A 14,344-nucleotide genomic window follows, 5' to 3' on the forward strand; every position below is an offset into this window, starting at 1 on the left:
TATTTGCCGTCATAATAAACTCGATTAGGATTTTTTATTAAGACTCTTCTAAAATCAAATTCAAACCACGTCAGCTTCACCTTGCCGTACTCAAGTACAGCCTGCGGCTAGCTTCCTAGTTTGCTCACAAGAAAAAGCCTAGATAACTAGACTTTTTTAGCTTATTCTACCGTTACTGACTTAGCAAGGTTACGTGGTTTATCCACATCAAGGCCACGGTGCAGTGTTGCAAAGTAAGCGACCAATTGTGTTGGTACGACCATTGAAATTGGTGAGAGGTAAAGGTGTACGGCCGTAAGGACGATATCGTCTGTCTCTTTAGCAACATTTTCTTCTGCGATAGTGAGGACTTTGGCACCACGGGCTGCCACTTCTTGGATATTTCCACGAGTGTGGTTGGCAAGGACTGGATCTGACAAGAGAGCCAAGACAGGCGTTCCTTCTTCAATCAAGGCAATGGTTCCATGCTTGAGTTCTCCTGCTGCAAAACCTTCACACTGGATGTAAGAAATCTCTTTGAGTTTAAGGCTTGCTTCCATAGCTACGTAGTAATCTTGACCACGCCCAATATAAAAGGCGTTGCGAGTTGTTTCAAGAAGCCCACGAACCTTGGCTTCAATGGTTTCTTTCTCTGAAAGAGTTGATTCGATAGACTGAGCTACGATTGACAACTCATGAACCAAGTCAAAGACTTGCGCTTTAGCATTGCCATTTGCTTCTCCTACTGCTTTTGCAAGAAAAGCAAGGGCTGCAATTTGTGCTGTATAAGCCTTTGTTGATGCTACGGCAATTTCAGGACCTGCATGAAGGAGCATGGTATGATTGGCTTCACGTGAAAGAGTTGAACCTGGTACGTTTGTCACTGTCAAGCTTGGGATTCCCATTTCATTAGCCTTGACCAAAACCTGACGGCTATCCGCCGTTTCACCAGACTGACTGATAAAGATGAAGAGTGGTTTCTTGCTGAGAAGTGGCATACCGTAACCCCACTCAGATGAAATTCCAAGTTCAACTGGTGTATCTGTCAATTCTTCCAACATTTTCTTAGAAGCAAATCCTGCGTGGTAAGATGTCCCAGCTGCAAGGATGTAGATACGGTCTGCGTCTTGAACAGCCTGGATGATAGCTGGGTCTACTACTACTTGACCAGCCTCATCTGTGTAGGCTTGGATTAGTTTACGCATAACAGTTGGTTGCTCGTCAATTTCCTTAAGCATGTAGTAAGGGTAAGTTCCTTTACCGATATCTGACAAGTCTAGCTCAGCAGTGTAGCTAGCACGCTCACGACGATTTCCATCATAGTCTTGAACTTCCACACTATCAGCCTTGACGATTACCAACTCTTGGTCATGAATTTCCATGTATTGGTTGGTTTCACGAATCATAGCCATAGCATCTGAGCATACCATGTTATAACCTTCACCAAGACCAATCAAGAGTGGTGATTTATTTTTAGCTACGTAGATGACTTCAGGATCTTGTGAGTCAACCAAGGCAAAAGCATAAGAACCACGGATGATGTGAAGGGCTTTTTTGAAGGCTTCAAGAACTGAGAGACCTTCTTCTTCCGCAAATTTCCCAATCAAGTGAACAGCGATTTCAGTATCTGTTTGCCCCTTGAAGTGGTGACCTGCAAGGTATTCTTCCTTGATTTCAAGGTAGTTCTCAATCACCCCGTTGTGCACCAAGACAAAACGTTCAGTCTCAGAGCGATGTGGGTGAGCATTGTCTTCAGTTGGTTTCCCATGAGTTGCCCAACGAGTATGTCCGATACCAGTTGTTCCCTCAACACCAGCTGTCTTGGCAGACAATTCTGCTATACGACCAACAGCCTTGACTAGATGGTTTTCAGCACCACCTAGGACAAAAATCCCCGCAGAATCATAGCCACGGTATTCGAGCTTTTCAAGTCCTTGAATCAAAATATCAGTTGCATTTGTGTTTCCAACAACACCAACAATTCCACACATAGTATATACGACACAGACCAGCTGTGCTTTCTCCTTAAAATTGGTATAGTCTAATTCCTCTTTTATAGAATCAGCAAAAACAGTATATACTTGTTTCTTTAACTTGTCAAGAGTAAAAATTGGTATAGTTCAAATTAAGCTTCTGTAAGCAAAAAGCTCTGACCAATTAGGATAATCAGTCAGAGTCTTTTTTAAAATCCATTATTGTCGCTAAGTTCCTTGAACCAGTGCCCTGATTTTTTCAGACGACGTTCTTGTGTTCCCAAATCTAATTCAACTAACCCATAACGGTTTTTATAGCTGTTGAGCCATGACCAGCAGTCAATAAAGGTCCAGATTAAGTATCCTTTACAGTTAGCTCCGTCTTCAATAGCACGGTGAAGTTCACGAAGATGACCTTTTACAAAGTCAATACGGTAATCATCTTGAATCATCCCATCTTGACGGAATTTTTCTTCCCCTTCAACACCCATGCCATTCTCTGTCAACATCCACTCAATATTGCCATAATTTTCCTTGATATTTTGGGCGATGTCATAAATCCCTTGCTCATAAATCTCCCAGCCACGGTGAGGATTAATTTTACGGCCAGGCATAACATAAGGTTCGTAAAAATGTTCTGGCAAGAGAGGACTCTCTGGATGCTTAGCAAATCGAGGTGCCATAACGCGCAAAGGCTGATAGTAGTTAACACCAAGGAAATCTACTGTATTGTCACGAATAAGCTCCAACTCTTCCTCTGTGGTATCAGGCAAGAGTCCATGTTCATGCAAGATTTCTACCAACTCCTGTGGATAAGTCCCCAAAACAGACGGATCTAAGAAAGATTGGGCCTGAAAAAGGTCCGCAATGCGAGCTGCCTTGACATCAGCAGGATGCTGGCTACGTGGATAAGCCGGTGTCAAGTTTAAGACAATCCCAATCTTAGAATCAGGCAAGAGTTCATGACAGGCCTTGACCGCTCGACTGCTGGCTAATTGTGTGTGGTAGGCTACTTTAACTGCCGCTTCTGCATCCACCTTATGCGGATAATGCGCATCGTAAAAATAGCCAAATTCTACCGGAACGATGGGCTCGTTAAAGGTAATCCATTGATCCACTAAATCTCCATAAGTCTTAAAACAAAAACGAGCATAGTCTTCATAAGCTGAAACTGTCGCCTTATTTTCCCAACCATCACCAGCTTCTTGAAGAGCAAAAGGCAAATCAAAGTGGTAGAGATTGACTAAAAGACGAATCCCTTTAGCCTTAATAGCCTCAAAGACCTTACGATAAAAATCCACACCTTGAGGGTTGACTTTCCCACAGCCTTGTGGAAAAATCCGTGACCACTGGATAGAAGTCCGAAAAGCTGTGTGACCAGTTTCTAATAAGAGCTCAATATCCTGTTCCCAGTTTTCATAAAAGGTCGATGTCTTATCTGGACCAATCCCATTATAGTAACGATTTGGCTCCACTTGGTACCAATAATCCCAGAGATTATCTCCCTTACCGTCACCAGTTACACGCCCTTCTGTCTGCGGTCCAGAAGTGGAGGATCCCCAGACAAAATCCTTTGGAAATCTTAGCATACATTTACCTCTTTATCTACTCATTTTTCCTATTATACAGAAAAAACAAGGTAAAAACTAGTTACATTTTTTCCTTGTTTTTCTTCTGATTATAGTTTTTATTTCTTGCTAAGGATTTCAAGCGTTTCAAGCACGTTATCTGCATGAACTTCGATGGTATCACCAGTCGCTTTAATCTTCACTTCTACGATGCCATCGGCTGCTTTTTTACCAACAGTGATACGGATTGGCAATCCAATCAAGTCGCTATCACTGAATTTCACTCCAACACGTTCGTTACGGTCATCCGTCAAGACTTCGTAACCAGCTCCCATCAAGCTTGCCTCAAGCTTTTCTGTCAAAGTCTGGGCTTCTTCATCCTTGACATTGACAGTGATCAAGTGCACATCAAATGGTGCCAATTCTTTAGGGAAGTTGATTCCCCAAGCGTAACGGTATTCACCTTTTGGCGTTTTGTTAACAAAGAGGCGAGCGTGTTGCTCCATCACTGCTGAAAGGAGACGACTGACACCGATACCGTAACATCCCATGATAATTGGCACAGCACGGCCATTTTCATCCAAAACATCTGCTCCCATGCTTGCTGAATAGCGAGTGCCGAGTTTGAAGATGTGACCAATTTCGATACCACGCGCAAAGTTAAGGACTCCTTGCCCGTCTGGGGAAATTTCACCCTCACGAACTTCACGTATATCCACATATTCTGCAGTAAAATCACGACCTGGGTTCACACCAGTCAAGTGGTAGCCATCTTCGTTAGCACCGACAACTGCATTGTGAACATCTTGCACCTTACGGTCTGCAATGATTTTAACATTCTCTGGCAAACCAACCGGGCCAAGTGAACCAAATCCTGCTTGAACAAGATTCGCCACTTCTTCTTCACTAGCAACGTCAAAGAAATCTGCTCCCAAGTGGTTTTTCAACTTGACTTCGTTGAGTTGGTCATTTCCAACTAGAAGGGCCGCAACAAGCTCACCATCTGCCATGTAGAAAAGAGTTTTAATCGTTTGTTCTTCTGGAACGTTAAGGAAGGCTGCAACTTCATCAATTGATTTAACATCTGGAGTTGCAACACGAGTCACTTCTTCTTCAGCGACAACACGGTTGCTTGGTTTGTACTCGTTTGTTGCCATTTCTAAGTTAGCCGCATAGCTAGACTCACTTGAGTAAGCAATGGTATCTTCACCAGAAACCATCCATTTGAGCAATTCTGCCTTGATTTCTTCTTGCACTTCTGTAGGAATTTCATCAAATGAGGCAACTGACTTGTCCAAGACAACCCAGCGGTCAAGGTCTGTACGAGCAGGTGTAATGGCCATAAATTCTTGGCTGTCCTTACCACCCATGGCTCCACCGTCACCGATGATAGCTTTGAAGTCTAAACCACTACGAGTGAAAATACGCTCATAAGCAGCCTTGTACTCATCGTAAACACTGTCCAAGCTATCATAGTTAGCGTGAAAACTGTAAGCATCCTTCATGATGAACTCACGTGTACGAAGAAGTCCATTACGTGGGCGTTTTTCATCACGATACTTAGGTTGGATTTGGTAAAGGTTGAGTGGCAATTGCTTGTAAGACTTAACAGAATCACGGACAATAGCTGTAAAGGTTTCTTCGTGAGTTGGACCTAGGATAAAGTCTGATTTTTCACGGTTTTTTAGTTTGTAAAGGTCCTCACCATAAGTTTCGTAACGACCTGATTCGCGCCACAATTCTGCACTAAGAAGGGCTGGAGCCAACATCTCAACGGCACCAATCTTGTCGAATTCTTGGCGCATGATATTTTTAGCTTTTTCAATCACACGGTTGGCAAGTGGTAGGTAAGAATAAACACCTGCTGAAACTTGACGAACATAACCAGCTCGCAACATAAGAGCGTGGCTGATAACTTGAGCATCGCTTGGCATTTCGCGAAGCGTTGGGATAGGCATTTTACTTTGTTTCATAATATTCCTCGATTATCTAAAAAAGAGTCGCATAATGTCATTCCAGGTCACAGCAATCATCAAGACAACCATGATAACCACTCCGGCCAAGGTGACATAGGTTTCAATTTCTTGTTTCAATGGTTTGCGGCGAATGGCTTCCAGGATATTGAGCACAATCTTACCACCATCCAATGCTGGAATCGGAATAAGATTAAAAATCCCGATATTGATGGAAATCACTGCCAAGAAGTACAAGACATTCTCAATTCCATTTTTAGCAGCATCACTACTTGCCTTAAAGATAGCAACAGGTCCACCTAGCTTGTTCAAATCCGGTTGGAAAATCAGATTTTTCAGAGCTGATAGAATTCGGAGGGCCGAGTCAGCAGCAGTTGTAAAACCACCTACAAACATAGATAGAAAATCTGACTTAATCCCCGGTTGAACACCTAGAAGGTAACGGCCTTGACTTTCTTCTGGGGTAACAGTGACTTGTTTGTCACTCCCCTTTTCAGAAATAGTCACATCCAAGGTCGGGGCCGTCTTATCTTTGGTTTCTGATTCCACAGCCTGAATCAAACTTTCCCAGTTGCTAACCTCATGTGAACCAATCTTGGTAATCTGTGCCGTTTCTGGTACTCCCACCTTAGCCAAGGCCCCTTGGGGCATGACATGGAACTGGTTGGTATCGACATCTCTGACACCACCCTGCATAAAGATTAAAATCCAGAAAACAACGACACCTAAGATAAAGTTATTCATAGGGCCTGCAAAGTTAGTAATGAGTTTCCCCCAGATAGTTGCATTTTGATATTGAACATCTAAAGGTGCAATTCGAACCTCAGTTCCATCTGCTTCCACAACCGTTGCATCGTGATCTACTGCAAATGTTTTTTCTTCTTCCAGAACCAAGCCCCTGATAAAGAGCTTGTCTTCAAAGTCAAACTGGGTCACCTGCATAGGGAGGGCCGTTTGATCTAATTTTTTACCTGATAGATTGATGCGTTTAACCTTACCATCATCAGTAAGAGTCAAACTGACAGGAGTTCCTGTCTTAATTTCAGTTGTATCATCACCCCAACCGGCCATGCGAACGTAGCCTCCCAGAGGCAAGATTCGAATAGTATAGGCCGTTCCATCCTTGCCAATATGAGCAAAGATCTTGGGTCCCATGCCAATGGCAAATTCACGCACTAGAATCCCTGATTTCTTGGCAAAGTAGAAGTGTCCGAACTCGTGCACCACTACAATAATCCCAAAAACCAGAATAAAGGTTAAAATTCCGAGCATAGTATTTCCTCCGTCTTTTGATTAAAAGAGTCCAAATAAGTGCATAATTGGAAATACAAGTAGCATACTATCAAAGCGATCCAAAACACCACCATGTCCAGGAATAAATTTCCCAGAATCCTTGACACCAAAGTGACGCTTAATCGAACTTTCTAGTAAATCACCAAATTGTCCAGCAATGCTAAAGAAAATAGCAAAGACTGACATCTTGTAAATTCCATACGGAAGAGCAACTGTCCTATCAAACATCATAAAGATGATGGTTACTAAAATAGCACCTAAAATACCACCCAAGGCACCCTCAAAGGTTTTATTTGGAGAAACTGTCGGAGCTAATTTTCGTTTACCATAGTTCATTCCTATAAGATAGGCACCACTGTCTGTCGCCCAGACGATACATAAGGCTAATAGTGCCTTGTCTAACCCTGCAATTCTAGCATCTAATAGAGCATTAAAACCAAAGCCCACGTAGAAACTCATAGCAAGCGGGAAAACAGCATCCTCAATCGTATAAGACTTGCTAAAAACAGTCGTTCCTAACATGATTGAAATCAAAACACTATAGGCAACCACATTCCCATCAACTGGTAAAAAAGTCAGATAATTCTCCAAGGGAATGGTCAAAGCAAAGGTTGCAAAGAGGGTCAAGAGTCCTTCCATAGTCATGGTCTCTAGACCTCTCATCTTCAAAAGTTCATGCATGGCTAGCATGGCTATGATTCCAATTGCTATCTGCAGCAAGAGTCCCCCAATCATTAAAATCGGTAGGAAAATAGCCAGTGCAATCCCTGCAAACAAGGTTCTTTTCTGTAAATCTTGTGTCATATTTCCTCCTAAACTCCTCCAAATCGGCGTTGTCGACGATTGTAGGCAAGAATGGCTTCCTGCAAGGCTACTTCGTCAAAATCAGGCCACAAGGTATCTGTAAAATAGAGTTCACTATATGCCCCCTGCCATGGAAGGAAATTACTCAAACGCAATTCTCCACTAGTACGGATAATCAAGTCTGGGTCTCGTAAGTCCTTAGGCAAATGCTGGGTAAAGAGATAGTTGCCAATCAATTCCTCTGTGATGTCACCTGGGTTGATTTTGGCATCTAAAACATCCTGGGAAATCAACTTAAGCGCCTGTGTAATCTCAGCACGTCCACCATAGTTAAGGGCAAAATTAAGTATCAAACCTGTGTTGTTCTTAGTCAATTCCTCAGCCTTGGTCAGAGCTTCAAAGGTTTGCTTAGGCAGGCGGTCTGTTTCCCCAATCATTTGAATCTTAACATTATTCACATGCAATTCAGGGACATAATTGTCATAAAACTCTACTGGCAAGTTCATGATAAACTTGACTTCCTGATCGGGACGGGTCCAGTTTTCCGTAGAAAAAGCATAAACCGTAATAACCTTGACGCCCAGTTTGTTGGCTGCCTTGGTCACAGTTTGCAATGCTTCCATGCCCGCCTTGTGTCCAAAAACTCGCGGTTGCATACGTTTCTTAGCCCAACGGCCATTACCATCCATGATGATGCCGATATGAGCAGGAACCTGTGTCGGAACTTCTACTTCCACAGCCTTATCTTTCTTAAAAAATCCAAACATGATCTTATTCCTATTCAAAAATCTATCGTTTCATTATACCATATTTCCCTATTTTCTTCTATCACTAAGCTATTTATTCTCAGGCACCAGGCTCAGTTTTCAAAAAAATAAGCCGCCTGATTGGGCGACTCAATTTTTTATAGGGAGATTATTATGAAAAAGTTTTAGGAGTTTAAGTTAAGGTCTTCTTAACTTATGAATTTAGTATACACTCCCTAGCTTAAAGTTTCCTTAAGTATTTTTAAAAATCAAATTTTTCCATTTCTCCTGCCAATTTTTCTTGGATAGACGTATTTGATAGAGCTGCATTCGATCTTCATTTTCTAAAAAATGAGGAGTTGGGCGAACTTGAAAATTCAAAATATCCTCGACTCCATAAGGAGTAAAGAATTCTAAATCGGAGTCTTCATTCAAACGGAGCCCAACCGCCGTACACCGTTCTGGATACTTACTCATAGCATCACGAGAGCTGGTATAGGGCGCAGTATGAGGACTGTGCTGGTGCATATAGATCTGATTTTTCAATTCCCACTGGTACTGAGGAAAGTCCTCTCTCAACTTTTTCTCTAGGGATAAGGTTCCCTCATAAGAAATATCTGGATCAAAGAAAATCACATCTACATCTGTTTCACAGTCAAAAGCTGGTCTGTCTGACAAGAGATTCCAGATGAAATTTCGTACCGAACCCGCTGCCAACCATGAGTCTTTTAAGTCAAGGTCTCGTATGATCGTCAGAATAGCCATCATATCCGGATTTTCTCTAAATGCATCTAGAATTTCTTGCTCATTTTTCATTGTATTCATACCCTAAATGTTCGTAAGCCTTAGCGGTCGCAACTCGTCCTGAACGAGTTCGCATGATAAAGCCTTTCTGGATTAGGTAAGGTTCGTACATATCCTCAACCGTCTCACGCTCTTCAGCGATATTCACAGAAAGAGTTCCTAGACCGACAGGACCGCCGCCATACATCTCAATCATGGTGCGAAGGATTTTCTGGTCCACATAGTCCAAGCCTTCATGGTCAACATCCAGCATGGTTAAAGCCTTATCAGTAATAAGATCATCGATAACCCCATTCCCTATAATCTGGGCAAAATCGCGCACGCGTTTGAGGAGACGATTGGCAATACGAGGGGTTCCACGACTACGTAGGGCTAATTCAGATGCTGCCTCATGAGTGATTTCCATCTCAAAAATATCTGCCGTCCGCTCAACAATTTCCGTCAAGTCAGCATGGGCATAATACTCCATGTGACCTGTAATTCCAAAACGTGCCCGTAGCGGATTTGAGAGCATACCAGCCCGAGTCGTCGCACCAATCAAAGTGAAAGGTGGCAACTCCAAATGAACACTGCGACTGCCTTCACCAGCCCCAATCATGATATCAATGTAGAAGTCCTCCATGGCACTATAAAGCACCTCTTCCACTGACATTGGCAAACGATGAATCTCATCAATAAAGAGAACATCCCCAGGCTCTAAGTCATTCAAAATCGCTACCAAATCACCGGCTTTTTCAATGACTGGACCCGAAGTCTGCTTGAGATTGACACCTAGTTCATTGGCAATAACAAAAGCCATGGTCGTTTTTCCCAAGCCTGGAGGGCCAAATAAAAGCACATGATCCAGCGCTTCATCCCGCATTTTGGCAGCTTCTATAAAGATTTGAAGCTGGTCCTTGACCTTATCCTGCCCAATATATTCACGTAAATACTGAGGACGGAGCGTGCGTTCTACTAACTCCTCGTCCCCCATTATCTCATTATCTAAAATTCTACTCATGGCTCTATTATATCAAAAAACCAAGCCACAAACAAAAAAGCCACCTGATTGGGTGACTCCAGAGTTTAGCACCTATGTGGTATAACATTCTACGGCACTGCTACACCGCCTACGAAAGGAGGTGAGATAGCCCATGATGGAACTAATCCTTAAAACTATCATCGAACCGATTGTGGTCGGTGTCGTTCTTCGGCTAGTCGATAAATGGCTAAACAAGGACAAATAGTGTCAAAAAAGACCCCAAGCTTATTTGGACGTGAGCTTGGGGTCTTTTCTAGCCTATGATATAGACACAATACTTAATTCTCTTTCATTATCCCACAGTTCACACATTTCGTCAAAGATTTACATTCTCAGCTTCGCAAGCTTTAACCGCTGTACAACAATATGATGACTCACTCCTCGACAACCAAGAACATTATTACAGCAGTTCCAGTCCTTCAATTAACAGTCACTTACAATCAAATTGAGTTTGAAGTAGCTGAAGCGACAACAGACCTATTTATTAGTCATATTCGCTAAAAAAAGTCCCCGCCAATTCCCCGACCAAAATCCGAAAAATATCGGAAAATGATTTTTAGAATAGTCCCCAAAATCCTGAAATAGAGCCAAAAAACTCCACCTGATTGGGTGGAGTTAAGGGAGATTATTATGAAAAAGAAAAGTTTAGGATTTTATTAAATAAAGTTAGGAGGTCTTTATTTAATAACTATATGATACAAGACAAAGCTTAAAACTAGCTTAACTTTTCTCAAATTTTACTATTTTGCAAAAAAAATCTATCACCATCACCTATCCACGAAAAAAGCCACCTGATTGGGTGGCTTCATTAGGAGATTATGATGAAAAAAGTTTTAGGATTTCATTAAATAAAGTTAGGAGGTCTTTATTTAATGACTATATAATACTAGACCATCCTTAAATTTTGCTTAATAAAAAACAAATTTTATTATTTTTCTCGATTCATCCAAGTCATTCCTATACAATTATAGGTGGATAAGATTTCAAAGCCCATAGAACGATAGAAGCCCAAGGTTCTTTCTGTCTCTTCTGTCACCAGCTGAACTTGATAGACATCTTTGTAATCCTCTAAAACCTCTTTCATTAGGGCACTACCAATCCCTTGACGCTGATAGATAGGTAAAACGATTAAATCCTGAACCAGTACTGATGAGAATCCATCTCCAACCAAACGAATCAAGCCCACCACAGTATCATCATCAAGCGCCACATAAATCGCTAATGAATGAGATAAGGCCTGCTCCAGCATCTCTGATTGATCGGTATAATTTGTCCAACCGACAGCCTGATAGAGATGCAAAACATCCTCTAGCTTGACAAATTCTTGCTTTTTAATAGTGATCATGTCAACACCTCTTAAAACTCTCTCAAGCTCTTGTACTGCCGTCCATTTTTATCAAAATTTTCAGGAGCCAACCATGCTTCCAATCGAGCTTTGACTTGAGGCCAGTCCTTATCAATCATAGACAACCAATCCGTATCCCTAGTACGCCCCTTATAAACGACTGCCTGGCGGAAGGTTCCTTCATAAACAAATCCCAAACGCTCCGCAGCTCGTCTGGATGGCAGATTAAGAGAATCACATTTCCATTCGTAGCGACGATAGTTAAGCTCCTCAAAAACATAACGTGCCAAGAGATACTGAGCTTCTGTCCCTATTCGTGTTCCCCTGAGTTCTGGAGAAAAAGTGACCGCTCCCACTTCTATCACTCGATTATTCTGGTCAATGCGCATGAGAGAAAATGTTCCCAAAGCCTTACCAGTTTCCTTGTCTATAATTGCATAGTAAAAGCGATCCTTACGAGCCAACATCTGATTTAAAAGGCTAACCAGCTCCTCCATATCTGCCACTGGTTCCTGAAAGAGGTAAGTCCACATCTCCCGCGGAGTATCTGGACCATAAACAGCTAATAAATCATCCGCATGCTTTTCCACCGAAAGAGCCTCTACCCTAGCATAACGCCCTTCTAAGAAACCAATAGAAGGCAATTCGCCCGGTGTATAACCTTCCATTGACTCCCCAATCATCTGATCATATTCATTTACTGGCATAGCTTTCTCCTTATTCACTTATTGAATATAGTATAACATATCTCAATGAAAATTTTAGGAAACACTTGGTTTTCTATTCAATAATGCAAACTCCTCTTATAAAAATCATCCATCCACTTTATGGAGGAATAATCAAATATGGGAACGAGTGAGTTAATGTCCCTTATGCTTCTCTCTACGTTTTTACTGTTTGAGTTCAAATCTCTCTTGTTTGAACAATTGCTTTTTTAGACTGGACTACCAACCAGAACTGTGTTTTTATCTTAGTTGGGACTATTATAGTACGGTTCAGCACTATCTACAAATTTTTCAGATGTGTATCAAAATAATTTATCGTGGCAAACCATGAGTCTACACTTTCTTTCATTAATAAGCGCCAATCTTTTCGATAACGATGATTCGGTTGATAAGCAATCGTCAACATATGCCCTGTTTCATGATATTTTTTAAACAAAATGGATTCCCCTTTATATTGTGAAATAATATCATCTATCGCGGATGATGCATTCCATATTTCATCAACATCACTTCCTAGTAATAATAAAGGAGAGGCAATTTTACTCACATCAATCTGAGCCCTACTATCTTCAGGAATGTGTTTTCCAAAAAACTTGTTTAACAAATAATTTCCTAACTGAAATTTTTGATACGGAAGTTCTTTTTGTAAATATGTCCAAGAAGATGAATTAGAATTGAGTTTTCCCTTTATTCCCTCAAATATTACATTTGAGGGGGAATTGAGTACCAAACATTGCACATCTTCCAAAATACTTTGTCCAGCCAGAACAAGCTCTGCTCCTTTAGAGCGACCATATATTCCTATTTTTGTATTATCAACTTGAGGATGATGATATAGAAAATCTTTCGCCTCCTCCAGACATTCTATTGGAATTCGTTCTAAATTTTGGGGTAATCCCTCTAAACCAAAATAAGCTATCGCAAGACAAATATAGCCTCTAGAAGATAAAAGTTGGGCAATATTCTGAGCTTTTTCAATTCTTCCCTCACTACCGCTAACAATAATCACGGCTGGCGCCCTTCTTAACTTTTCATCATAAAATAATCGACCTTGAAAATGCTTGTCATAGATATCTTGATATCTTACTCCCAGATTCATATAACGCCTTACAAAACTTTGCTCCGCGACCATATCTTTTCCCAGTCTGATTTTAATTTCAACACCAAAACAATCTCGTAATGGAATTCTATCAAGAGAACTCGGTAATCTCCTTTTCCTATTCTTCAACGGTTTCGCATTAAAGAATAATCCCATTTCTGAAACTCCTTTATAAGATCCCGAAATAGATGCTGTCTGAGAGGTATCAATCATACCGTCCTGATCAGATAAAAAAATTGCGGTTGATTTCCATATAACATCATGATCTAAAAGCAAGGGAGCATTTATACAGTAATAATCAGACAGGTACATTTCTACACAATACATTGCCCTTGGTTCTAAACCATTAATAGCAATATAAAAAGATTCATCCGCTAAATCTGTTTGTGAAATCAGTTCTATGTTTACAGTCATATCTTCTCCTTTTTGTTAATTTACTTAACAATTATATTTGAAATTTACCGTGACTTTTACCACGGTAATTCTCCCCACACCTTTTCAATATCCTCCATCAATTTCACAACTGTTTTAAGTTCCACCTCGCTATAGTTGTTTAAAACTGAAAAGATTGATTTTTCAATATATTCTTGTTGCTCCTTATGGATTTTAAAAATTTCGATGCCTTTTTCCGATAATCTCAAATATTTATTTTTCCCATTATTCGGATCAAAATCAAAAACAACTAAATTTTTTTGAATCAATCTCCTAACACTTTGAGTTATTGCACTTCTTGAAACTTCTAATAATTCAGATAATTTTACTAGATTTAAGGGCTGATTTTCCCCAATCACAACAATCAAATGTACCTCATTCAAAGTAATGGATTTGTCAACACCACTTTTATGTTGATTTTTTTTTAACTGGTCAAACGCTAAAATAAATCTATTGAAACGATTATTAAATGCAATAAATTCTTTTTTATCCATAATCTCTCTTTCCTTTGTTAATCATATTAACAAAACAGAAACTTCCTGTCAAATAAAAAATCCCCCAGATTCTACTCTGAAGGACTCC

The 14,344-nt window shown here is 40.8% G+C and carries 14 protein-coding genes; 2 read left to right on the forward strand and 12 right to left on the reverse strand.

Annotated features, from left to right (window positions below):
- Window positions 1-161 precede the first annotated feature (161 nt).
- The 8 genes from glmS to ruvB form a co-directional block, all read right to left on the reverse strand.
- The gene (gene glmS, locus ACLNCV_RS00390) at window positions 162-1,970 is read right to left on the reverse strand and encodes a glutamine--fructose-6-phosphate transaminase (isomerizing) (RefSeq protein ID WP_424844769.1); all 1,809 of its coding nucleotides are present in this window, start codon (window positions 1,968-1,970) and stop codon (window positions 162-164) included.
- Window positions 1,971-2,161: 191 nt separating this feature from the next.
- Entirely contained in the window at window positions 2,162-3,541 is a 1,380-nt protein-coding gene (bglA, locus tag ACLNCV_RS00395; RefSeq protein WP_261050621.1) for a 6-phospho-beta-glucosidase, read from the reverse strand.
- A gap of 98 nt (window positions 3,542-3,639) precedes the next feature.
- Window positions 3,640-5,493: a proline--tRNA ligase gene (locus ACLNCV_RS00400; RefSeq protein WP_424844770.1), complete on the reverse strand. Its 1,854-nt coding sequence runs from the start codon at window positions 5,491-5,493 to the stop codon at window positions 3,640-3,642.
- A 12-nt stretch (window positions 5,494-5,505) separates the two neighbouring features.
- Entirely contained in the window at window positions 5,506-6,765 is a 1,260-nt protein-coding gene (gene rseP, locus ACLNCV_RS00405) for an RIP metalloprotease RseP (protein WP_214614804.1), read from the reverse strand.
- Between the two features lie 21 nt (window positions 6,766-6,786).
- The gene (locus tag ACLNCV_RS00410) at window positions 6,787-7,590 is read right to left on the reverse strand and encodes a phosphatidate cytidylyltransferase (protein ID WP_141230590.1); all 804 of its coding nucleotides are present in this window, start codon (window positions 7,588-7,590) and stop codon (window positions 6,787-6,789) included.
- Window positions 7,591-7,598: 8 nt separating this feature from the next.
- Window positions 7,599-8,357 carry an isoprenyl transferase gene (locus ACLNCV_RS00415; protein ID WP_247949586.1) on the reverse strand — a complete coding sequence of 253 codons (759 nt, stop codon included), beginning with the start codon at window positions 8,355-8,357 and terminating at the stop codon, window positions 7,599-7,601.
- Between the two features lie 231 nt (window positions 8,358-8,588).
- A complete protein-coding gene (locus ACLNCV_RS00420; protein ID WP_247949587.1) occupies window positions 8,589-9,161 on the reverse strand; it encodes a nucleotidyltransferase family protein in 573 nt (190 codons plus the stop codon).
- Complete coding sequence (gene ruvB, locus ACLNCV_RS00425; protein ID WP_282186115.1) at window positions 9,142-10,140, reverse strand: Holliday junction branch migration DNA helicase RuvB; 999 nt, start codon at window positions 10,138-10,140, stop codon at window positions 9,142-9,144. Before ruvB ends, ACLNCV_RS00420 begins: the two co-directional genes overlap by 20 nt.
- Before the next feature lie 133 nt (window positions 10,141-10,273).
- Between ruvB and ACLNCV_RS00430 the strand changes: the two genes are divergently transcribed.
- The gene (locus ACLNCV_RS00430; protein WP_084862780.1) at window positions 10,274-10,366 is read left to right on the forward strand and encodes a type I toxin-antitoxin system Fst family toxin; all 93 of its coding nucleotides are present in this window, start codon (window positions 10,274-10,276) and stop codon (window positions 10,364-10,366) included.
- A gap of 164 nt (window positions 10,367-10,530) precedes the next feature.
- On the forward strand, window positions 10,531-10,662 hold the full coding sequence (locus ACLNCV_RS00435) for a hypothetical protein (RefSeq protein WP_261056288.1): 132 nt from the start codon (window positions 10,531-10,533) through the stop codon (window positions 10,660-10,662).
- Between the two features lie 427 nt (window positions 10,663-11,089).
- On the opposite strand, the gene ACLNCV_RS00440 is transcribed toward ACLNCV_RS00435, so the two are convergent.
- The 4 genes from ACLNCV_RS00440 to ACLNCV_RS00455 form a co-directional block, all read right to left on the reverse strand.
- The gene (locus ACLNCV_RS00440) at window positions 11,090-11,506 is read right to left on the reverse strand and encodes a GNAT family N-acetyltransferase (RefSeq protein WP_020902700.1); all 417 of its coding nucleotides are present in this window, start codon (window positions 11,504-11,506) and stop codon (window positions 11,090-11,092) included.
- A gap of 11 nt (window positions 11,507-11,517) precedes the next feature.
- Entirely contained in the window at window positions 11,518-12,213 is a 696-nt protein-coding gene (locus ACLNCV_RS00445) for a GNAT family N-acetyltransferase (RefSeq protein WP_049551256.1), read from the reverse strand.
- A 298-nt stretch (window positions 12,214-12,511) separates the two neighbouring features.
- On the reverse strand, window positions 12,512-13,744 hold the full coding sequence (locus ACLNCV_RS00450) for an acyl-CoA thioesterase/BAAT N-terminal domain-containing protein (protein WP_237447094.1): 1,233 nt from the start codon (window positions 13,742-13,744) through the stop codon (window positions 12,512-12,514).
- A gap of 56 nt (window positions 13,745-13,800) precedes the next feature.
- A complete protein-coding gene (locus ACLNCV_RS00455; protein ID WP_237447095.1) occupies window positions 13,801-14,256 on the reverse strand; it encodes a MarR family winged helix-turn-helix transcriptional regulator in 456 nt (151 codons plus the stop codon).
- Window positions 14,257-14,344: the final 88 nt, after the last annotated feature.

It is taken from the genome of Streptococcus sp. CL5.50 (assembly GCF_049738015.1).
GTDB lineage: Bacteria > Bacillota > Bacilli > Lactobacillales > Streptococcaceae > Streptococcus > Streptococcus mitis_CA.